Origin of the sequence: Nocardia sp. NPDC049149 (genome assembly GCF_043197455.1) — a bacterium.
Lineage (GTDB): Bacteria > Actinomycetota > Actinomycetes > Mycobacteriales > Mycobacteriaceae > Nocardia.
In genome coordinates, this window is sequence record NZ_JBICTD010000008.1 from 100,197 (window position 1) to 120,833 (window position 20,637).

Consider the following 20,637-nt stretch of genomic DNA (forward strand, 5'->3'; position numbering starts at 1 on the left):
GATGGCGTCACCGGAGCCGATGTCGCCGGCATCGCAGTAACCTCGCGCGTCGCGGATAGCTTCGAAACCCATCACGTGCGCCTAAGGATTTTGATTGCCTCAAACCACTGCTCATCGGTTGGCAGTCGGTTCACGACGAGGCGTCCGGTGGCAGATCGGTCTCAATGCCGAGCCTGCGTGTGATCTTGGCACCAGAGCGACCGAGTTGCCGCATGCTTTCTGGCTCCAGACCGAGCTCGAGTGCCGCCTCGAGCATGATCGCGAGGTGATGGTATGGATCGGCATCAAGCGCTGCCTGCATCGCGATACCGGCCAAAGTGCCGTGCCGACGAATATAGGCGCTGTAGGCCAGCAGCACCGCGGCCTCGGCGCGTTCAGGGCTTGGCAGCGTACGGGTCAGATGTAGCCACAACGATTCGGCCGCGCGTGCGTAGTTACTCAGCGCCGTGGCGAGTAAGCCATCTCGGACGCGGCGATCGGCCAGTATGGCGGCGAGCTCGGCGGTTTGGGGAACAGTTGGCAGGCGACCAGAATCGACGGCAGCGATAAGCCCGAGTACGCGTTTGAAGCTCCCTCGAGTGCCGCCATCAGGATCCCCGTCGCGTCGGCTGGCAGCATAACGACGCAGGACTGTGGCCCGAGCCGAAGGCAATAACCGATCGACCCGTTCCACCGTTTCCTGATCCGGTTCGACCAAGGCAGCAAGATCGGAGCGAGAAGCAAGAACCGGTTTGCCTCCAGCGATCATATCCATCGAAACGGCCGAAGCCTTGACATCCGGAATCAGTCCCTCGTTGTCTGGCCCGAGCATGCTCCACCACAGCTGACGCGGCGCGATTGCCGGGGTCGTCCAAGCCGCGACCAGACCTATTCCAGAATCGGCGAGATGCTCTGCTAGAGAGTCGATCAGTGCGGCGTTCGCTCCGCGACCACCGCCACCCTGCCCTGAAACAGGGACCGGCACGCGATCATCGACTACGACCGCCATGACCTCGGTGGAGTCAGCGGAAGCGCAGATCCTGATGACAGCAGCGGCAAGAAGTTCAGCGGGACCTCCGAGGAGCCCTTCGGGCTGATCGAGGTCGAATCGCAAGGCCGCGAACACACTTGCCGAACCCGTCGGAGGATCACAGGCAGATTCCTTCAACGCCGTGACAATGAGGGAACGTTCAGGAACAAAGCCGAGCATCACCGGAATTGCGGCAATGAAATCACCGGGATCATCGATATGGATAGGGGAGGACGACACGGAAACTCCTTTGCTGAGAACAGGATTGGAGCGAACAAACCGAATCCATCGGTCCGTCGCCGCCCGCCGACGGCGAGCGATCAACCCACCCCAGGCCTCACAGTGAGTCGTTGGGCGGTGGGCGCACTCCAGCTACGCCGGTGGCCGCCCTCGGGCGTCAAGGCGCACGCCCTTCGCGCCTTGACCCCGTCGCCACCGGCGTAGAGTGCGCCCGCCCGCCGCCCAACGACTCAGTCCGACCGTCAACCCCATGCCGTTTGGGACTTCCCCGTCATCGTGTGGCACAGTCAGCGAGTTCCGAAGTGTGCTATGGGCGTTCGTATCTCGGCATCTTGGCCACGCTGGGGTGCATATGGATGACCCGAGAGTTTGTCGGTTGGTGCATGTAGCTTTGCCGAATGATTCAAGAAGCGGGCACCGACGAGATGCGTCAGGACGTGTTGGACTTCTTCCTGATCAACTTCCACGATATCGATCCCAACGCAGTGCCAATGACCGCGCTCGACGGCATGTACGCACCCTTGGTGGTGCAATTCCGGGATGACGTGACCGGGCGTCTGCTCGGCGCAGCGCTCAGTTGCCGGGCGCAGGTCGCCGCTGGTTCGACGTTTATGAAGGCGCGTGGAGTACCGCTGGAGTCGGAGGCCGACTATTCGGGGGTGCTGGACAGGCACAGTGAACTCGATCTGATGAGCGTTGCGCCAGAGGCTCGTGGGCAAGGAATTGGTTCGCAGATGCTCATGTACATGGAGGAAAAGCTGTGCCGGCGTGGCGTCCGGGTGTGGTTCGGCAATGCCACAGCAGACCTTCAAACAGACCGGTTGCGAGGCTTCTACACATCGCATGGGTTCACGGTGCTAGGGCAGGGAGAGCCGTTGCCACCGTTCTTCGGCAAGCGATGGATATCGCCTAACGCCGTGCCGCCGGCGTTCTACTTCTACAAGAAGCTGGCCTCCAGGGAGGAGCGGTAGAGGGTATCGAGTGCTGACGATCTATTCACATTTGATCAGGCGTTTCCTTCCGGAGTGAAACGAGATAGCCCACATAGCTGGGAACTTCGAACTCTTCAAGGATGCTGCAGGCGGCTGAAGGCTGGTAATGGTGAGGTGATCGCTCAGTCGAACGCGTATGAGAGTGAAGCTTTGGCGAAGAAAGGGATTGCGTCAGGGCAGACAAACGCAGCTGGCGCGCAGCTCGTTGATCTGACGGCGGCGGCCTAGCTCACAGAGCCTGTCGAGTCCGTGTCCAATACTGACCTGGTGGTTCCGAACGAACCTTGACCCACCCCGTGACGAATCATGAGGTGCTCGACATGGAGGACTGGGCGGAGATCCGCAGGCTGTATCGGGCCGAGGGTATGCCGATCCGGGCGATAGCCCGGCATCTGCAGATCTCGAAGAACACCGTGAAGAAGGGCCTGACAGCACATGAACCACCGAAGTATCAGCGCGAGCCGCAGGGTTCGGCGGTGGATGCGTTCGAGCCGGCGATCCGGGCGTTGCTGGTCGAGTTCCCGGACATGCCGACCACGGTGATCATGGAGCGGGTCGGCTGGCAGCGCAGCCGGTCGGTGTTCTTCGATCGGGTCGCGCAGCTGGGGCCCTTGTTCAATCCCCCGGATCCGGCCTCGCGCACCGAGTATCAGGCCGGGGAACTCGCTCAATGCGATCTGTGGTTCCCGCCGGTGGATGTCGCGCTCGGGTTCGGACATGCGGGTAGACCTCCGGTACTGGTGATGGTGTCGGGCTACTCCCGGATCATCACCGCGACGATGATCCCGACCCGCCAGGCCCCGGACCTGCTGGCGGGGCATTGGGAGTTGATCTCGGGGTGGGGGCGGGTGCCGCGAGTGCTGGTGTGGGACAACGAATCTGCAGTCGGTCAATGGCGCGGCGGCAAACCGCAGCTCACCGACGCGATGAACGCGTTCCGGGGAACCCTGGGTATCAAGGTGATCCAATGCCGCCCTCGCGATCCGGAGGCGAAGGGTCTGGTGGAACGCGCGAACGGGTATCTGGAAACGTCGTTCCTGCCCGGCCGGACCTTCACCGGGCCCGAGGATTTCAATACCCAGCTTACCGACTGGCTCGACCGGGCGAACCAGCGACAGCATCGGCGCCTGGGCTGCCGTCCGGTCGACCGGTGGTCCGCGGACCGGGCCGCGATGCTTGAGCTGCCACCGGTCGACCCGGTCGTCGGCTGGCGGACCTCGGTGCGGCTACTACGCGATCACTATGTGCGCCTGGATTCCAACGACTACTCCGTGCACTCCTCGGTGATCGGCCGCCAGGTCGAGGTCCGCGCCGACCTACGGCAGGTCGTGGTCACCTGCGCCGGAGTCGAAGTCGCACGCCATCAGCGGTGCTGGGCTGGCCATCAAACCCTCAGCGACCCTGACCATGTCGTCGCGGCCGCAGAGCTGCGCCGTCCCGTCGCCTGGTCGCGGTCCCTGTCCTGGACACGACTGTCGAGCATCGGGATCTGTCCGATTATGACCGGGTGTTCGCCCTGGACGACGAAGGGATCGCGTGATGGCCACCAAGACCTCGACCAACGGGTCACGCAATGTCGGATCCGAAATCGCCTATCTGGCACGAGCTCTCAAAGCCCCGACCCTCGCCGACGCCGTCGACCGGTTGGCCGACCGCGCCCGCACCGAGAACTGGAGCCATCAGGAATTCCTGGCCGCGTGCCTGCAGCGCGAAGTCGCCGCCCGCGAAGCCCACGGCGGGGAAGGTCGGATCCGGGCCGCCCGGTTCCCGTCCCGAAAATCATTGGAGGAGTTCGATTTCGATCATCAGCGCTCTCTCAAGCGTGACACCATCACCCACCTGGGCACCCTGGATTTCATCACCGCCAAGGAGAATGTGGTGTTCCTGGGCCCGCCGGGGACCGGGAAGACGCACCTGTCGATCGGGTTGTCCATCCGCGCCTGTCAGGCCGGGCATCGGGTCGCGTTCGCGACCGCCGCGGAATGGGTCGCCCGGCTGGCCGAGGCCCATGCGGCCGGAAAACTGCAGGCAGAGCTGATCAAGCTCGGCCGGATCCCGCTCCTGGTGGTCGACGAGGTCGGCTATATCCCGTTCGAGTCCGAGGCCGCGAACCTGTTCTTCCAGATGGTGTCGTCCCGCTATGAGCGGGCAAGTTTGATCGTGACCAGCAACAAGCCGTTCGGGCGGTGGGGAGAGGTGTTCGGCGATGACATCGTCGCCGCTGCCATGATCGACCGCCTGGTCCACCACGCCGAAGTCATCTCGTTGAAAGGCGACAGCTACCGGCTCAAGGACCGTGACCTCGGTCGCGTCCCCGCCGCCAAAACCAACGACTGACGCAGACACCCGGCACCGCCGGGCAGCAACCCGGCCACAGGCGAGCATCTTCTCGTCGGCATGAACACGTGTTGGAACACCGTGTCGCCAGCCGATCTGAACGATTCACCAACGCGCGCCATACGACAGAAGCGTGCGTTCCGGATTGATCCCTCGCGGGCACCAAGCGCATCGGATAGCGAAGGGCGCTTCGGATGGTTGGCTGAAGCTGAGTTTGTCTCACCTGGGTTGGGCAGCGTCGAGTCAGTCGGTTCGTCTTCGGGTAGTGGATGATTGGGTGGGATTCCGTCTCTGGTCAGGTGGTGGCGCTCGTGCGCAAGCTGTTGCGATTCGGTTCGGCGGTGGGTACCGCCGTAAGAGCGAGGGCCGCCCAGGACATGTCCGGGGTTGGGCACGCGCCCGTGGCACGAGTCACTAGCTCGCAGGGTGTGGTGCCGATCGCGACGGCACCGCACCGTCTTCCGTTGCTGGGGCATCTGGTGCCGTTGCTGCGTGACCGGTTGGGGTTCCTGTCGTCGTTGCCCGCGCACGGTGATCTGGTCCGCATCGGTATCGGACCGCTCACCGCGGTGGTGGTCTGTGACCCGGATCTGACTCAGCAGGTGTTGCGGCACGACCGTGTCTTCGACAAAGGCGGATTACTGGTCGATATCGGTAAGGAGATGATGGGCGAGGGCCTGGCCACGTGTCCCTATGCCGGGCATCGTCGGCTGCGACGGCTGGTGCAACCGGCGTTTCATCCGGACCGGATAGCCGGGTACGCGCCGATGATGAGCCGACGGATTACGGCGATGACCGAATCGTGGTGCGACGGGCAAGTCGTCGACATCAACGCGGAGATGCGCACACTCACCGCGGCGATGACCGCCGAGGCGCTGTTCACCCGGTCGATCCCGGAACAGGTCCGCGATCAGCTGCTCGACGATATCGGGGCCTTTGTCGACGGCGCGATAGTGCAGGCGTTGATGTCGAGATGGCTGCGGCGATTACCGATTTCGGGCAACCGTGCTCACCGTCGAACGATCGTCGGTGCCCATGCCACGCTCGCCGAGGTCATCGCCGAGCGCCGCGCCGCAGGTGTCGATCACGGTGACCTGCTCGCGGCGCTGCTCACCGCCCGCGACAGCGACGGCAGCCGACTCAGCGACGCCGAGGTGCGCGACCAGGTCGTGACCTTCTTCCTCGCTGGCACCGAATCCACCGCCGCCGTGTTGGCATGGACACTGCATCTGCTCGACCGCCATCCCGACATCGCCGAACGGCTACACACCGAACTCGATGCTGTCCTGGCTGGTCGCCCGGCACGCTACGAGGACCTACCCCAATTGCCGTTGACCGGCCGGATCATTACCGAGGCCCTACGTCTATGGCCGCCGGTCTGGCTCGTTACCCGGGTCCTGCGCGAGGACACCGAACTCGGCGGCCACCGTCTCACCGCGGGCACCACGATTCTCTACAGCGCCTACCTGATCCAGCGTCGTGGCGACCTCTATCCCGACCCCGAGCGATTCGACCCCGACCGGTGGGATCCCGCGACCACCACACCGCCGCCGCGCAACGCCATGGTGGCGTTCGCGGACGGTGCCCGCAAATGCATCGGCGACAATTTCGCGATCACCGAGGCGACCCTGACCTTGGCAAGTGTTGCCGCCCGCTGGCAACTGCACTCTCTGCCCGGTGACGACATCAAGCCGGCGTCGTCCTCGGGCCTGCAACCCAAACGACTACGTATGCGCGCCACCGCGCGTGGGAGCGTCCCATCGTTCCCGGAGCGGGTTGAGCAGCCGTGACTGTTCAGTCGAGTTGGTCCCACCACCAGGCGATGTTCGGGTAGGGCGGGGGTGTGAGCCCGGACCTGGACGGTTGCTCGGCACGGCTCACGCTGGGGCGGCCTGCGCCGGTGGTGAACCGGGCGGTGATGGCGCACCAATCCAGGATTCCGCTCAAGGTGGTGCCGAGGTTGGTCAGATAGACCGACGTCGCGGGGCTGACCCTGGGAAGGGTCTGGGTGCGCAGTTCGAGGAACAGCACCATGATCCGATCGCACAATTCGACCGCTCCGGCCAAAGCGTGGTCACGATCGCGTCCGTCGGCTCGCAGCACGTTGATGATGTTGCGGTCGGTCGGGGATTCCTTGGCGTGGGACGACAGATCGGCGTACAGGTTCATCAGCACGCCCGCGGCGTGGGTCAAGGCGGTGACGGCGGGGCTTTCCCGTTCGGCCGCGGGAAGTTCCGTGCCGCCGCACACCTCCACGGTGGTCGTGACGGCGCGGGCGGCGCCGTCGAACATTTTGGTGAACAAGTACTCATCGATGCCGGGCAGCGCCCCGGTGAGGGCATCGTCCAATTCGAATGCCACGCCGAGCAGCCACGCCTGATACGAGTCGATCCACAGTCGGACCAGTGACGGCGAGACCTGCGCGGTGAGATAGCGGCGCATATCCCCGAGCAGCGCCACATGTGGAAGATCGTCGGTGACATGCGCCAAAGGTGCTTCGAGGACCCGCAATAGCCGCGGTGCGAGCGCGCGGTACTGCCGGCGGCGTTCGGTAATACTGCCGGCATCGAAGAGGTCGTCGAGCAGGAAGCCCCAGTACATGTAGGTCATCTGGAAAAGCAGCAGGTCATCGGATGCGTCGGGGATCATGCTCCCGCTGACTCGTGCGCTTTCGGTGGCCAGCGCGTTCTCCCGAGGCATGGTCGCATCCCCGAACAGCCGCAGCCGCTCCATCCAATCGAACGAACGGTCCTGCACCAGTTGGGCGTTCGGGTGGAACGACAGCGGGATCGGGCAGTAGAGCGCGAGCGCGGGAACGCTCTGATCGGCGATGTGATCGGGTACGGACTGCGTGGCCACGGGCGACTCCTGCGGGTTGATCAAGTGGACCTGTTGGCGGCGGTGTGGACAAGTCGGCGCAACGCGCCCTCGGCATCGGGCTCGAGCGTGCCGACGTCGAGGGCGGCGAGAGCCTGCGAGACACGACTGTCGATCATCTGCTCGACCGCCTCGCGTGCGCCGGTGTCGGTGACAACCCGCCGGATCCGGTCCGCGTCCCGCTCGCTCAGACCGGGGTTGCCGAGATATCGACGTAACAGTCGCGTTTGGGCGGGGGTGGCCCGCTGATAGGCGGTGGCCATCAGGACAGTGTGCTTGCCTTCGCGCAGATCGTCGAGCGTGCCCTTGCCGGTGTCACCGGAGTCTCCGAACACCCCGAGCAGATCATCACGCAATTGGAACGCATCACCCAACGGGATCGCGTATTCGGAAAGCGTCTCCAGTTGCGCGCGACCGGCACCTGCGAGTAACGCACCGAGTTGCAGCGGGCGTTCGATCGTGTACTTGGTCGTCTTGAGCCGGATGATCCGCCACGCGGTCTCCAGGTCCGCCGCACTGCACCCGGTCGCGGACAGATCCAGATACTGGCCGATCAACGTCTCGGTACGCAACGCATTCAGTGCAGCGCCGACCGCCCTCGACAGATCCGGGGCGCTGTCGCGATCATGCAACAGTTCATAGGACCAACCCAACGCGATGTCCCCCAACAGAATTGCCGCATGCTCGCCGAGGCTGTCGGCATCGCGGTGATTGCGGTACCGGGCGGCGAACACGCGATGCGCGGTCAGCCGACCGCGGCGCAGCACAGAGTGATCCATGACGTCGTCATGAATCAGCGCGAACGCGTGGAACAACTCCAACGACGCCGCGACCCGCCACACCGCCGAAGTCGGTGGTTCACACGTGATCGCGTGCCAGCCCAGCACACACAGCTGCGGCCGGATCCGCTTCCCCCCGGCGGCAATAAGATCTCGCAACAGCCCGGTGAACAGCGCCAACTCGGGAAGCTCAACGGCCAGCAAGTCCTGCTCGTCAAGGAAACCCAGCAGCAGCGTCTCGGCCATCGAACCGATCTCGGCCGCATCCAACAGCACCCCCGCCGACCCCGTCGCGGCCTGCCACGCAACCGAACCCTGCCTGATCACACCGTCACGCTCGGGATGATTCACAACCGCCACGATCAGTCTCGGGGATCACCGATCAATTCTCTCACAGAACGGGGGTTGATACCGGACAAAGTCCGGCGCCGACCCGCCGGAGAGCGACTGTCTACCAAAGCAATTGACGAAACCACACACCCGAACGGGGAGGGAGAACCTGGCAATCCACACAGGATGCAGGGTTCACCACCGATGACGGACTCGCCATCGGGTGACCTGTGGTTTCGCTTGCCACCGCATTACTGGCGTTTGCGCGCGAGCGAACGCGCGGGTCGCGGCATTTCAGCATGTTCGTTCCGTCGTGGTTCGAGTGTTGTCGACCTCCGAAGATGCGACTGTTGTGCGGGTGGCACCGCCGGGCGGGTGGTATCAGCTTCAATGGTCAACAAGATCCGTCCAAGGAGTGCTTGTGACCATCAACGAAACCGATCCTGTTGCCGAATTGGTCGTGTCGGCTGAACCACTCGAGGTGGCACCGCACGGTCGTGATGGTGGCGGGGACGCGGTCCTGAGCGAGGCACTCGAACGCGCGGGCATGATGTTCTATGGTTCGGTGCATCCGTGCCGGTTCGACCCGCTGGTGGTGTCGGCATCGACAGCGCAGGCGGTGCGGGCAGCCACCGAAGGACTACATGCGGTGGTGGAGAAGGCGGTTCGCTATCGGCTCGAGGGCGGATTCGGGGTCCCTGTCGGTCTCGCGGGTGAATGTCTGCGACTTCCGATGTTCGAGCCGATCAATCAAGTGTGTCGGTTCGACGGGCTGCTCGACGCCAACGGTGAGTACAAGATCGTGGAGATCAACGCGTGCCGACCTGGTGGTGTGCTCTACACAGCGCAGTTGATGCGCATCTGGCGCGAGGTTGCCGCCCCGCGGGCGGTGGTGGAGATGGCTCAGCCGCTACTCGAGCAGCCCGATCTCTACATCGATCAGCTGCTCGACGCCTACGCTCAACAGCATCGGGGCCTACCGGGTGAGGTCTTCGTGGTCAGCCTGGACGGGCAGTACCAGATCGAGGTCCCCGCCATGCTGAAAATGTTGCGCGGCAAGGGAATCGCTGCCGACCAGGTGAACGCGACCGAGTTACGCATCCGGTCCGGGACCATCCGCGACAGTCGCGGGCGAACAGCGGATCTGCTGTGTAACAACATGGACCCAGCGGCCTTGCTCGCCGAGCCCACGGCGGCGGAGTATCTGTTCGCCGAAATTCGTACTTCGGGCTGTTTCGTCAACCCGTTGGCGTCGCTATATCTGCACGGTGACAAGGCGATGCTCGCCGCGCTGAGCGATCCGCGCTCAGCGCACTTGTGGACCGACGACGAGCAGGCTCTGATCGACCGACATCTGCCATGGACCCGTCTGCTGAGCGAGGACACCACCACAGATCCGGACCGCAACCTGATCTCGTTGCCGCAGTTCGTCGCCGATCACCGGCACCAACTGGTCATCAAACCGGCCGATCGATCCGGCGGCACCGGTGTACTGATCGGCCCGGTGACCGCCCCGGCACGCTGGCGAGCCGCGATCGCCGCCGCGTGCGGTGGACAACGCTACGTCGTGCAACAGTACATCCACCCACCAGCATTACCCGGCGCACCCGAATTGTATTACGACCTGGACGTTTTCATATTCGGCGGACGATTCGCCGGTTTCTGGTCACGTGCCTCGACCGATCCGGTGATCAATCTGCGCCGCGGCGCGATGAACGTCCCCGTCGTTGCCCTCGTCGTTGCCCTCGCCTGAACACACCAGCCACCAACCAGCTCCCACGTCTGCGACACACAACGCCATTCAGAAACCACCCGCGGACCTTCCAGAAGCGTTGGCAGCCACCTGATCAACCGCTAACCCCGCTATCCGCTCACAACGCGCGGGTCGCGGCAGCAGAGTGCGTTCCGGTTGATCCCTCGGGGCACCAGGGCGTACTGGAGAGCGATAGGCGCTCCGGATACGTTGGCAGAAGCTGAGTTTCACTTCCCGGCAATCGCGCCGCCCGTACGATTGCGGAGCAGGTCATACGGCCCAGGGAGGTTGCTATGAAGAAGTATCAATGCATTACGTGTGGATTGATCTACGACGAGCGTGACGGGTGGCCGGAAGACGGTATCGAGCCAGGCACACTCTGGCAGGACGTGCCGGGGAGCTGGCAATGCCCGGACAGCGGCCATGGGAAGGCAGATTTTGAGATGATCGAAATAGCCTAAGCCTGGGCAGACGCCCCGTGGTCGGCCTGATTGCCGTCAGTGACGCCCCATGCATGTAGTTCCACCCGAAGTCGGAAGTAGCGGATGATCCGGGACGCACGAACGCCCCGAGATGATCTCGGCGCGTTGATCTTCGGGCCTGTTGTGTCCGTTTCGAGCCTCACGGTCAGCGGCGCAGGCCGACTCGGGCGGGTCCCCAGCGTGGGACCGGAGAGGCGAGCCCGGCACATCTTCAATCCAGCGACGAGCCAACTGGACGCGTGCGAGAATTGTTGCACCCGACGCTCTTTGGAGGTTTCACATGACTCAGGCCACAAGTGCGGTCCAGCTGTTCACCCACGCGAATTACTCGGGCGGGACGATGAGTCTGGATGTGGGCGCCTACAACTTAGAGCAGGAGTCAGATCCCGACAAAGTGGGCGATGACACCATCAGCTCCGTCAAGGTGGCATCCGGTTATCAGGTCACCGTCTATACCGACGCGGACTTCCAAGGCCAAAGCACAACCTTCACCACCGACACTGCTTACATCGGCGACGACCTCAACGACAAGATCTCCTCACTCCAGGTCACCCGGACAAGCCCCGCACCGAGAACTAAAGTCGTCACCAAGCCGGGCGCCGAGCCGACCACCGTGCTCAACCCCGCAGCCGCCTGGCCGTTTCCCGCCGGGCAGCGGCCTTAAGCTACCCCAGGACGCGGTGCCCCCGGCGGAGCGAAGGCCGGGGGTGCTTCGGACGCGAGGACGGGCGGCGTGCGCGATTCAGGCTTTGGCCGGTATCGGCAACTGGACTACCGGCTGGGGGGCCACCACCGTATCGTTGTGGTGGACTGCGCGGCGTGCTGCGGTCGCGGAATTCACTGCGCGAGAGGGGAGCAGGACGATGTCGAACGACCAGGCACTGGTGGACTTCTACGATTGCACGGGCAAGCCGGACGGGAACTATATCCACCCCTTCGACTGCACCAAGTTCATCACGTGCGAGGGCCAGGTCCGCGCCTACGAGATGTACTGTGCGGATTGCCATGTGAACCCGGACAACTGCCCCCACGGCAGGCTGCATTACGACCACGGCCAAGACGCGTGCCTGTGGTCCTACGAGGCCGGTTGTATCGTCGACCCGCCGCCGTAGTCAGAGTCTGTAATCCACTACCGGACCGGGATGCCGTCCACCAGCTCCCGGATCGCGTAACTGCCGGTCCTGGTCGAGGACGCGATCCGGCCTCGGGCATCGATCAACACCGCACTGGGTGCGCCGCGCAGGCGGTATCGGGTAATCAGTGCGGTGTCCTCGAGCGCCAGCATCGACGCGACGTTGTGCTCGTGCGCCCACTCGGCGGTGGCGACCGGGTCATCGTTTCCGATCACCATGACGGTGGCGGCACCGTCCAGCCGTTGCCGCCAGCGCGGCAGTTCCGCCGCGATGGTCGCGCACGGCGTACAACCGGGATGCAGGAACAGCAGCAGCACCGGTCTCCCCGCCGCCAATGCTTTGCCGAGATTGTGGCGTTCGCCGTCGGTGTCGCTCAACTCGAAGGCCGGTGCGGGCACCCCGATCGCCAAGCCGTCGGTCGCGGTTCGCCCGGCGAGACCCTCATCCACCCGTCGGCGCAACCGCCGCAGTTCGAGCTGCTGATACCACAGCAGCACGGCGACTGCGGCCATTGCCGCGAGACCGACCGCCCGATCAGCTGGGATCGATTGCGGCACAGCGTCATTCACCAGCGAACCCCATATCGCCAGCCCGGTCAATGCCGCGATCCCCGCGTTGCGGATCAGTGTCGCTGACCCGATCGGGGCGGTATTCGCCGCGCCGAAACACGAACACGCGGGCCGCCGCCCCCGCGCAAGCAACACTGCCACCGCGATGCTGAAGCTCCCCAGCAGAATCAGCGCTGCCACTCCACCCCACACCGCGGTCCAGGACGGCAGTACTGCCACCGCGACGGCGAGCTCGGTCGCGGGTAGCGTCCACGCTACTGTGGCGACCCAGCGGGTCGGTACCCCGAACTCCTCGACCGCCTGCCGCGTCCCGCCCCGATCGGCCCATTTCGCGAAAGCGGCCCATCCGAACACCACGGCCACCGCGAGCCGCGCAATCCACACTCCGCAAGCGATCACATAAGCATTGTCGCCCCCGACCACCACAGAAACGACCTTACCCAACAACATTCACCCGATAGGGCCCATCCAGCGCACGGCATTCGGCTAGTAGCAGACGTTCCAGAGATGTTGATGGCCAGGCGTTCTGGACGACTGACCAACGCGCGCCGCGCGGCAGTAGCGCGGTGCGCCACGATGCGCATCGTCATATCCCCGGCGCAGCCGGGACAGACTGGAAGGAGGTCTGTGGGTCCGCTGACTTACCCGAGGCCGAAAGGTTAACGGGGACAAGAGCATGTCAGAAATACCGGCGGCCGTGCCCAAGCATCGGGGCGGTGCGTCCGGGGGACCCGCGCGATACGGTGAAAGCTGGATTGCCTGAAGCCCAATCTCCAGTTGGTGCAAATGCCCGCCCGTCGGAAATGATGCTTGATGACCGACGCTGTGTCCCGGGCCGGTCTCGCGCGCTGGCCGGCTCGCCTTCCGGATGCGGGGCGATGTCCAGTGAGGACATTTAAGGAGATGAGTGGGCCACCTACGTCGCGCTCGATACGTATGACGATGACGAACGTGGGATCGCCTACGGGGTCGTTGACCCTATGGCGACAGAGTTCCGGTAGTAGTCGTGGGAGTCACGCCCCACCAGGGAGGGCGGGAAAGCCGTCTGCAGGGCGAAGCGGAACAGGTGACCGGGATATCCGGGACCCGGGAGGTACGCGAAATGCGGAGAGCCGTAACGGGATCGGATATCTGACGCAGTTTCGGCTGCGATGGTTGCTGGAGAGCCGGATGCCGGGAAAGCTGGCCTGTCCGGTTCGGGAACGCGGCATGAGGAAACGGACTCGACGAAATGTCGGGCACCGCGCCTCATGCCGACGTTCATCGTTGGGAAGCGCTGTCGGACAAGTGGTTTGGACGGCCGACCAACGCGCGGGTCGCGGGGCAATACCGGACGTTGGATTGATGCACCACGATTCAGGCCGATGTGAGAAGTAGATCGACCTGCCTCGTGGCTGCCAGCCAAACACGCCTTAGCGGCAGCCACGAGCCTGGCTACGCTCGTGGGGCAGAGTCGAAGATGACGGTGAAATTGCCTGCGTAGTTCCGTGCCGCAATGGCAGGGATCGGGGTCTCCGGTTCAGCAGAGCCTGCCGTGTATGTAGCGAGCAGATTCCCTGCGCCATCTGTGACCGCGAGACTCTGCGGGACTACGCGCCCGCCAGTCAGAACGAGCTCGGGCACACCCTCGGTGTATCGAACCGACAACGCACCTACATCCTCCGGCCTCACCTCTGTTGCCGGAATCACGACCGGCTCAGCACCTTCAGGTTCGGATTGCGACTCAGTCATGTCCAGTCCTCCTGTGGGCCTTCAACATTCGCGAGCTAGTCCACCCGCCAAAGAACAGTCTGAGGCCGGGGCCGGTTCCTGTCTCAACAACGAGAGCAGCTGACCGAGTGCGGAAGGATCGCGCGGACTAGCAGAGGCGCGCACATCGGCTATGTGCGTGCGTTGGGAACCTGCTGCCAGCCAGCCATTTTGGACGACCGACCAACGCGCGCTCCGCGGCATAGAAAGACGTCTGCGCGGAATGATCGACTACATCGACACGAAGTCGATCGCCGCCGCGAGCCGCTCGGCCCTGAAGAGGTGCGACGTCGATCTACGCGAATTGATTGTCGGGTTGACCCATCTGGAGATGCGTCGGTCCCGAACCATAAGGGATTGTTCGGGACGGAATCGTCGAGTACTGAGAGTCGGTCGCTGGCGAACGAGTAGGTCGCCTCAACAAGCCCGGCATCCCCAGTAGCTATCGTCAGGGAGACCGTATGAGCATGCGTCAGCCGAATATCAGCACCCGCCTGAAAAAGGGAGGCTCAACCGCTCCACGACGTTGCTGGACGGTGGTGACACTCGCCGCACTGATCGGCGCCGTGCTCGTTGCGGACGCCGACCTCATGCCCCTACTGGCGTCAGCGGCCCCGACCGCCACTACCTCCACCGTCGCGGGAATCAGAGTCCCCGCCGGTAAGTCGCCGGCGCGCGTTCTCAGGAGCCGGACTCTCGATGACGGAACCAAGGTGATTGTCGTGCCCGCCGAGGACACCTTTCTCCTCAACGGCCAGCGCGCCGCCTACGTGAACGAGTACAGCTGCGTCAAAACCGTGCGTACGGCTGGCAAAGTCAGCCAGTATCGAGCGTCCTGCCTACCGGAAGTGGAAGTTGAAGCACCCGCCGGTGCGTGAAACCGCATTCCTGATGCCCGAATCGATTGTGGCCCAGCGCTGCCGAGCCCGCTCCGACCCACGGACTGGGCTCGGCGATCGACGCGCGGTAGTCAGGCAATATCGGATGTTCGCAGGACCGAGATGATCTCTGTCCGTTGACCTTTCGGGAATGCCGCTTGGCCATATCAGAACGCGCGCCCAGCGGCTAGTATCGCACGTCTGCCTGCCCATGTCGTGCCGGTGATCGCGTCACAACATAGGTCCGCCGGGGGACTCGACATCGGGTCGGGGCTGGGTACTGGCCTGCCGCCGGAGCCAATCGCAGCCGAGTCGGCGTCGGCCGGACGCGTGCGGTGTGATGGGCGCACGATATTCGGTGCGTGCGGATGTTCCAGAGGCTTTGGTGGCCAACCGATCAGCGGCTGACCACCGTGCGCTCGTAGCGCGTCGCGCGGCATGATGGTGCGTTCGTGATACGAGCATGAGTATGAGAGTTGTCGCTGCGCGGCCTGTCGGAGATTGCGGGGCCGCTCGGCCTTGAAGAAAGTGGGGTTCGCCTGGGGTTAACCGATTAGAATCTCAAGTGCCCGAGGGTATTTGGTGAGCAACGGCGCTTGCAGTTGCCCTTCGTTTTATCCGCTCAGGAGGAGCCCGATGTCTTCCGACCTGATTGTGCACGTGTCCGATTCCACCTTCGAGGAGACCGTGCTCAAGGCTGACCATCCGGTTCTGGTCGTCTTCTGGGCCGAGTGGAGCGCTGAGTCCAAGGCGATCGCGCCGGCCTTGGGCAACATCGCGACGGCGTACCAGGGACGTGTCACCGTCGCAAAGCTGAATATTGATGAGAATCAGGAAACCCCCGCCAGACTCGGCGTCAGGACCATCCCTGTGCTAATGCTGTTCATGGACGGCAATGTCAAAGACTCAAAGATAGGGAATCTGAGCGAGTCCCGGATCGCGGCTTTCCTCGACACCTACATCTGAGGCTTACCTCAGGCCGAACCTTAGTGCGCATCAGCGGGCTGGATTCACATCTGGAGCATCGACACGTACGCGCGTAGTCGGCTACGCGGATGTTGGTGTCGCGTGGATTCGCTTCGGAATGAACCACGCAACACCACCGGGTGGAGTGACAGTGCTGTGTCAGAAATCGTTCGTGCAGGCGCGGCACCCGGCCGCGATCGACATCCCCCTCGCCGTCGGCGCCAGACGGACTTGAAGCTCGGGGACCTCACCGTCCGGGCCGAGATACTCGGGGCTGCTCACCGAGTCGACAAGACTCGGAAGCTGGCTCGCGATCTCGGCGGCCAACTCCCCGGGCTCTTGCCCGAAGGCATCGGCCGCTTGCGCGAGTTGGCTTTCCCCGATGATCAGAACGACCTGATCAGCGGTAACGGGTGCGTTCGCGCCCGCACCGAACCACGACTGAGCGTGCGATTCCAACGCTGCCTCGGCAAGGTTTTCGGCCGGGATAGTCAAGATCATCGGAGATACTGCGCCACTGTCGTTCACCGTTGAGTTATCCATACCTGACATGGTCGCGCGCATCGGTCCTGCGGCAAGGACTTTCAGAAACCATCGGTGCCGACTGGCCGACAAACACTCCGATCCTGTCGGCAATGACCCCTGCCACCACACTCGTGCCGCGACCAAGGCAGCAGCAGACGTCCTGGACTCGGCATTTTGGTGCGTTCGCGGGCGGCCCCTGGGTCACGTTTCGGTCGGACCAGCTGGGTCAAGGTTCGGGATCAGGCACAAATTTGGTGATCTGATTGGGTCGGGATGTTCAGTCGCTCAAGAGGATTCGTTTCCGGAGAAGATCTGGTTTTGCCCTGCCGAACATCTGGCGTTTGATCATCTTGATCCGGTTGACGTGTCCTTCGACCGGTCCGCTGTTCCAGCTCAGCGTCAAGCCTGCGGTGACCGCGTCGAGGTCACGGCGCAGGCCGCGGACGAACGAGTGCAGGGCGGGCAGGTCCTCGGCATCGACGGCGGCCATCCATCGCTCCAGCTCACGACCACGCAGCTCGACCATCATCGTCGCGAAGGCTCGGACGTGACCGACCAAGGCGGTGAGTTCGGCGCTCCTGGTGAGGATCGCGTCGAGCCGCTGCCGATCGTCGGGATCGAGACGGGCGGGCTCGCTCATGATCCAGCTGACGACGCGACGGGCTGACGGCGGCTTGCGGACTGCGCGGGGAATGTCGCTGATGGCGCGGAACGGGTGCAGGTAGTTCAGCAGGATCTTGCTGCCTCCGCGGTAGCCGAGTTCCTGGATCTCACGGAATAGCTGAGTTGCGTTGGTGCAGCCCTCATTCCATCGTTGATGCAGATAGGGCTTGAACTCCTCGAGCAGACTCGGGCGCCGCCCGGTGCCATGGTTGACGAGCAACTCCTCGACGCTGGCGGCACGGGCGAAACGCCGCACGGTTCCCCGGGCCAAGCCGAGCTGGGTGCCAACAGCCCGGATGCTCACACCGTCGCCGAGCAGTGCGTGGACTGCGACGTAGCGTTCACGAGTCCGGACAGCCCACTTGTCCGTCCTGCCGGTTGGTGGCTCGATCACCTCGGAAGCCATCGGCGGTTGCTGCTGGCGCACGACCACTGGCTCGACATCGCACTCAGCGACGGCCGTGGCGCCCAAGCAGTCTCGGCGTCGGGCTACGACGCGTTCGACCGCTTCGCCGAGGTTGTGCCAGATGTGCCATCGGTCTGCGACCTGCAGAGCATTCGGCGCTCCGGCCGAGATGCCGTCGGCGTAGGCGCCGGCGCGGTCGCGGCACACGATCTCGACTCCGGGATGGGCACGCAGCCAGGCAGCGAGGGTGTCAGCGGTGCGGTCGCCGAGCACGTCGACCGGACGCCGGGTCTCGATGTCGATCAGGATCGTGCCGTAGTGGTGCCCGCGACGCAGGGCGAAATCGTCGACCCCGAGTACGCGGGGTGTCGCCTGGTCGGGATCGGGCAGCGCCCGGATCTGCCGCAGCAGCGTCATCCGGCTGACCGAGGCCGCCAAATGCCTTGTCATCCGGGCACCCGGACGACCACCCAATGCCAGCGCGACCACACACAACAGACGCTGCAGGATGGTCGTCCGTCGGGCATACCGCTCCGCCAGTCCTGGCAGCTGCTCGGCGAAAGTCCTTCTCCCGCAATCGGAGTTGTCGCAGAACAACCGCCTCACTCGTAACCGGATCACGACCTCTCGGCCGGCGATCGCCGTATCGGCCAATCGCCGCCGGTAGCGACTATGGATCCGACGGGACGACGTTCCGCAGCCCGAACAGACCGCTGCCTCGTCACAGGTGCTCACATCGAGGTCCACTCGAAGCCCGGCCGCGGTCATGCCGTCGATCTGCAGCCCATCCAGATGCGGGAACAAGACCGCGAGCGGTCCAAGATCAGAACACCAGCGACATGATCGATCATCAAGCGCCCGTTGGCAATCCAGGTCGGGTCAATCACGCAAACTGTGCCTGATCCAAGGTTCGATCGGACTTGACAGAGCCACCAGTCGGCCTCCCGCCCTTTGATCGCAGCGGGCGGGAGGCTGGCCGGTGTGGATCTATGTCTGGTCTCCGGGCACCTGGGAGTTTCGGCGTGGGATGTCGATATTTAGTTCGCCGATCGGCGCCGGAACGGTAGGACATTCGATGGGAGTTGTTGCTCGGTGGTCTGAATATCCTGTGACGTTGCAGGATTGGTGGCTGGCGGCTCGGGAGTGTTCGTGCCGGTGCGCAGGCGTATCGATAGGCGTTGTCCGTCTTCGCTGAGACTCTGGTGGTCTGGGCGGATGTAGCGTTCGGTGACCCGCGAGTCTGCGTGCCCGGCGATCTGCTGGAGTCGGTGGAGTGGTACTCCGGCGTCGGCGTACCAGGTGAGTCCGGTGTGGCGCAGTGTGTGGCGTACGAGATGTTCATAGCCCAGCTTGGCGACGACTTCGTCCCAGTGGGTGCCGTCGCGTAGTCCGGCGGTGGTGATTCGTCCGCCGCGTGGCCCGGTGAACAGACGCGCGTCAGGGTTGTTGCGTTGTAGGGCAATGAGTTCGGTGACGAGTGGTCGGATCTGTTCGATGATCGGGACGTAGCGGGCGCGGTTGCCCTTGGTGCCTTTGTCGATGAGTCCGCCGGGGCCTGGTGTGGTTTGTCGCCGTACGGTCCAGATCCAGGAGTCGGTGTCGATGTCGCGGACTCGGCACCCGGATACCTCACCGATGCGTGCGGCGGTGCAGGCGGCGAACATGACGACGTTGCCCCAGCCCCGGTAGTTCTCGTAGGACGCGGCGACGAGGGCATCGCACAGTTCGACGAGGGCGTGCCAGTTCGGAAGAGCTAGTGCGCGTGGGTCCTCGAGTTCGTCCTCGATCTGTTTGTAGAGGGCTTGCCAGCCACGCACACGGGCGGGATTGAGGACGACCAGCCCGTCTCGTCGGGCTTGCTCCATCACGCGCACCAGAACCGCGATGGTGTTTTTGATGGTGGACTTCGAGCAGTTGTCCTCTTCGATCCATTGCACGACGGCGCGGTCCACGATCCCGTTGGTGATCGTGGGTACCAGGAGGTGCCCGAGAGTTGGTACCACCCGCTTTCGCCAGCCGCAGAGATAGGGGTCGGTTGTCTTGAGCTCGAGCCCGCTCAGTGCCAGCGACATGTTGGCGTCGCCGTAGTCGAGGAGTGAGACATTGGCGGTGACCGGATCCAGGCCGCGGCGAGCGAGTTGCATCATCTGGTCGATCCACGTCTGGGCGAGGTCTTCGGTTTCGAACACCTCGGATTTGGAGTCGCGTTGTTTGGTCAGGGGATTGGTCCAGCGCAACCGAGCGCGGAACGGTTTGCCCGACCTTCGACGTTCGAGTTTCTCGATGTCGACGGTCAGCTTGATCCCGAGCGGAACCTGCACAGCGTCAGACATGGCGCCGCACCTCCACGCCCAAGCGAGACGGTGCGGGAGCAGCGTGCTGATCGCTCACGCGGCGGGCGTTACGTGCCGTGCTTCCAGATAGGCTTCGAGGTCGCTTTCCGGGTATTTCGCGACTCGTTCGGACATCCGCACGAATCCCGGTCCCTCGACCGGACATCCGCGACGCCATCGCCGCAATGTCGAGGTGTCCACCCCGAGGATCTCGGCGACTTCGCCGGTGGTGTACATCCGCTGCTTCAACAACCCCAGCGGGGCGCGGTCGGCATGTTCCATGGCAGACCCCCTTGCCTTCGGAGCCGACATCACACCAACCCCGAAATAGCGCAGCGCTTTCGGACAGAGGATGACGTCGACCGTCATGGGATGCCAGCCGCCGTCGACGATTCCGGAGCCCGTCGTGTGCCTGGTTCAGCGACGCGATCACGGCAAGCTCGCGTGGGATCGGATCTCTATGGGCTGGCGCTACCTCCGGCTCCGCTGCCGCGGTTACCGGGAAACCCCGACAAATCGGGTGCTCTAGAAGAGTAAGCCCCACACGCGGCGGCGGGCAACCATCCAGCACCCACGACGGGACCAGCGAGCGGTCCCGTGCGCCGTGCCGACCGCC

The 20,637-nt window shown here is 63.9% G+C and carries 18 protein-coding genes and 1 pseudogene; 11 read left to right on the forward strand and 8 right to left on the reverse strand.

Annotated elements, in window-relative coordinates:
* Positions 1 to 130: 130 nt before the first annotated feature.
* Entirely contained in the window at positions 131 to 1,249 is a 1,119-nt protein-coding gene (locus ACGFNJ_RS30210; protein WP_393455630.1) for a DUF4192 domain-containing protein, read from the reverse strand.
* Positions 1,250 to 1,647: 398 nt separating this feature from the next.
* Between ACGFNJ_RS30210 and ACGFNJ_RS30215 the strand changes: the two genes are divergently transcribed.
* The 5 genes and pseudogenes from ACGFNJ_RS30215 to ACGFNJ_RS30235 all read left to right on the forward strand — a co-directional run bounded on the left by ACGFNJ_RS30215 (position 1,648) and on the right by ACGFNJ_RS30235 (position 6,368).
* Positions 1,648 to 2,220 carry a GNAT family N-acetyltransferase gene (locus ACGFNJ_RS30215; protein WP_393455632.1) on the forward strand — a complete coding sequence of 191 codons (573 nt, stop codon included), beginning with the start codon at positions 1,648 to 1,650 and terminating at the stop codon, positions 2,218 to 2,220.
* 135 nt (positions 2,221 to 2,355) lie between these two features.
* Positions 2,356 to 2,469 carry a DUF1508 domain-containing protein gene (locus ACGFNJ_RS30220; protein ID WP_393455635.1) on the forward strand — a complete coding sequence of 38 codons (114 nt, stop codon included), beginning with the start codon at positions 2,356 to 2,358 and terminating at the stop codon, positions 2,467 to 2,469.
* 83 nt (positions 2,470 to 2,552) lie between these two features.
* Positions 2,553 to 3,781, forward strand: a pseudogene (istA, locus tag ACGFNJ_RS30225) (IS21 family transposase).
* Entirely contained in the window at positions 3,781 to 4,578 is a 798-nt protein-coding gene (istB, locus tag ACGFNJ_RS30230; RefSeq protein ID WP_393455638.1) for an IS21-like element helper ATPase IstB, read from the forward strand. The pseudogene istA and the gene istB overlap by 1 nt, the downstream one beginning before the upstream one ends.
* 401 nt (positions 4,579 to 4,979) lie before the next feature.
* The gene (locus ACGFNJ_RS30235; RefSeq protein WP_393455641.1) at positions 4,980 to 6,368 is read left to right on the forward strand and encodes a cytochrome P450; all 1,389 of its coding nucleotides are present in this window, start codon (positions 4,980 to 4,982) and stop codon (positions 6,366 to 6,368) included.
* A 4-nt stretch (positions 6,369 to 6,372) separates the two neighbouring features.
* On the opposite strand, the gene ACGFNJ_RS30240 is transcribed toward ACGFNJ_RS30235, so the two are convergent.
* Positions 6,373 to 7,437: a hypothetical protein gene (locus tag ACGFNJ_RS30240; protein ID WP_393455644.1), complete on the reverse strand. Its 1,065-nt coding sequence runs from the start codon at positions 7,435 to 7,437 to the stop codon at positions 6,373 to 6,375.
* 20 nt (positions 7,438 to 7,457) lie between these two features.
* Positions 7,458 to 8,585 (reverse strand): polyprenyl synthetase family protein, encoded by a 1,128-nt coding sequence (locus ACGFNJ_RS30245; protein ID WP_393455647.1) that lies wholly within the window; start codon positions 8,583 to 8,585, stop codon positions 7,458 to 7,460.
* Between the two features lie 400 nt (positions 8,586 to 8,985).
* Between ACGFNJ_RS30245 and ACGFNJ_RS30250 the strand changes: the two genes are divergently transcribed.
* The 4 genes from ACGFNJ_RS30250 to ACGFNJ_RS30265 all read left to right on the forward strand — a co-directional run bounded on the left by ACGFNJ_RS30250 (position 8,986) and on the right by ACGFNJ_RS30265 (position 11,911).
* Positions 8,986 to 10,317 (forward strand): hypothetical protein, encoded by a 1,332-nt coding sequence (locus tag ACGFNJ_RS30250; RefSeq protein ID WP_393455650.1) that lies wholly within the window; start codon positions 8,986 to 8,988, stop codon positions 10,315 to 10,317.
* A 293-nt stretch (positions 10,318 to 10,610) separates the two neighbouring features.
* Complete coding sequence (locus tag ACGFNJ_RS30255) at positions 10,611 to 10,778, forward strand: rubredoxin (RefSeq protein WP_393455652.1); 168 nt, start codon at positions 10,611 to 10,613, stop codon at positions 10,776 to 10,778.
* 301 nt (positions 10,779 to 11,079) lie between these two features.
* The gene (locus tag ACGFNJ_RS30260) at positions 11,080 to 11,463 is read left to right on the forward strand and encodes a peptidase inhibitor family I36 protein (protein ID WP_393455655.1); all 384 of its coding nucleotides are present in this window, start codon (positions 11,080 to 11,082) and stop codon (positions 11,461 to 11,463) included.
* A 199-nt stretch (positions 11,464 to 11,662) separates the two neighbouring features.
* Positions 11,663 to 11,911 carry a carbohydrate-binding module family 14 protein gene (locus ACGFNJ_RS30265; RefSeq protein WP_393455658.1) on the forward strand — a complete coding sequence of 83 codons (249 nt, stop codon included), beginning with the start codon at positions 11,663 to 11,665 and terminating at the stop codon, positions 11,909 to 11,911.
* Positions 11,912 to 11,928: 17 nt separating this feature from the next.
* Here the strand turns inward: ACGFNJ_RS30265 and ACGFNJ_RS30270 are convergent, their stop codons facing one another.
* A complete protein-coding gene (locus ACGFNJ_RS30270; protein WP_393455661.1) occupies positions 11,929 to 12,900 on the reverse strand; it encodes a MauE/DoxX family redox-associated membrane protein in 972 nt (323 codons plus the stop codon).
* Between the two features lie 1,811 nt (positions 12,901 to 14,711).
* Here ACGFNJ_RS30270 and ACGFNJ_RS30275 point away from each other — a divergent pair.
* Entirely contained in the window at positions 14,712 to 15,128 is a 417-nt protein-coding gene (locus ACGFNJ_RS30275; RefSeq protein ID WP_393455664.1) for a hypothetical protein, read from the forward strand.
* Positions 15,129 to 15,764: 636 nt separating this feature from the next.
* Positions 15,765 to 16,094, forward strand: coding sequence for a thioredoxin family protein (locus ACGFNJ_RS30280; RefSeq protein ID WP_393455667.1), 330 nt, complete (start codon positions 15,765 to 15,767; stop codon positions 16,092 to 16,094).
* 159 nt (positions 16,095 to 16,253) lie between these two features.
* Here the strand turns inward: ACGFNJ_RS30280 and ACGFNJ_RS30285 are convergent, their stop codons facing one another.
* From ACGFNJ_RS30285 to ACGFNJ_RS30300, 4 genes are all read right to left on the reverse strand, one after another.
* On the reverse strand, positions 16,254 to 16,637 hold the full coding sequence (locus tag ACGFNJ_RS30285; protein ID WP_393455670.1) for a YidB family protein: 384 nt from the start codon (positions 16,635 to 16,637) through the stop codon (positions 16,254 to 16,256).
* Between the two features lie 259 nt (positions 16,638 to 16,896).
* Positions 16,897 to 18,456, reverse strand: a complete 1,560-nt coding sequence (locus ACGFNJ_RS30290; protein ID WP_393456497.1) for an ISL3 family transposase — start codon at positions 18,454 to 18,456, stop codon at positions 16,897 to 16,899.
* 269 nt (positions 18,457 to 18,725) lie between these two features.
* On the reverse strand, positions 18,726 to 20,021 hold the full coding sequence (locus tag ACGFNJ_RS30295) for a tyrosine-type recombinase/integrase (protein ID WP_393455673.1): 1,296 nt from the start codon (positions 20,019 to 20,021) through the stop codon (positions 18,726 to 18,728).
* A gap of 54 nt (positions 20,022 to 20,075) precedes the next feature.
* Positions 20,076 to 20,303: a helix-turn-helix transcriptional regulator gene (locus ACGFNJ_RS30300; RefSeq protein WP_393455676.1), complete on the reverse strand. Its 228-nt coding sequence runs from the start codon at positions 20,301 to 20,303 to the stop codon at positions 20,076 to 20,078.
* Positions 20,304 to 20,637 lie beyond the last annotated feature (334 nt).

Excerpts from the sequence above, each read along its gene's own strand:
- ACGFNJ_RS30215 (WP_393455632.1), top strand. The coding sequence starts at position 1,648 with ATGATTCAAGAAGCGGGCACCGACGAGATGCGTCAGGACGTGTTGGAC.
- istB (WP_393455638.1), top strand. The coding sequence starts at position 3,781 with ATGGCCACCAAGACCTCGACCAACGGGTCACGCAATGTCGGATCCGAA.
- ACGFNJ_RS30255 (WP_393455652.1), top strand. The coding sequence starts at position 10,611 with ATGAAGAAGTATCAATGCATTACGTGTGGATTGATCTACGACGAGCGT.
- ACGFNJ_RS30260 (WP_393455655.1), top strand. The coding sequence starts at position 11,080 with ATGACTCAGGCCACAAGTGCGGTCCAGCTGTTCACCCACGCGAATTAC.
- ACGFNJ_RS30265 (WP_393455658.1), top strand. The coding sequence starts at position 11,663 with ATGTCGAACGACCAGGCACTGGTGGACTTCTACGATTGCACGGGCAAG.
- ACGFNJ_RS30275 (WP_393455664.1), top strand. The coding sequence starts at position 14,712 with ATGAGCATGCGTCAGCCGAATATCAGCACCCGCCTGAAAAAGGGAGGC.
- ACGFNJ_RS30280 (WP_393455667.1), top strand. The coding sequence starts at position 15,765 with ATGTCTTCCGACCTGATTGTGCACGTGTCCGATTCCACCTTCGAGGAG.
- ACGFNJ_RS30285 (WP_393455670.1), bottom strand. The coding sequence starts at position 16,637 with ATGGATAACTCAACGGTGAACGACAGTGGCGCAGTATCTCCGATGATC.
- ACGFNJ_RS30290 (WP_393456497.1), bottom strand. The coding sequence starts at position 18,456 with ATGACCGCGGCCGGGCTTCGAGTGGACCTCGATGTGAGCACCTGTGAC.
- ACGFNJ_RS30295 (WP_393455673.1), bottom strand. The coding sequence starts at position 20,021 with ATGTCTGACGCTGTGCAGGTTCCGCTCGGGATCAAGCTGACCGTCGAC.
- ACGFNJ_RS30300 (WP_393455676.1), bottom strand. The coding sequence starts at position 20,303 with ATGGAACATGCCGACCGCGCCCCGCTGGGGTTGTTGAAGCAGCGGATG.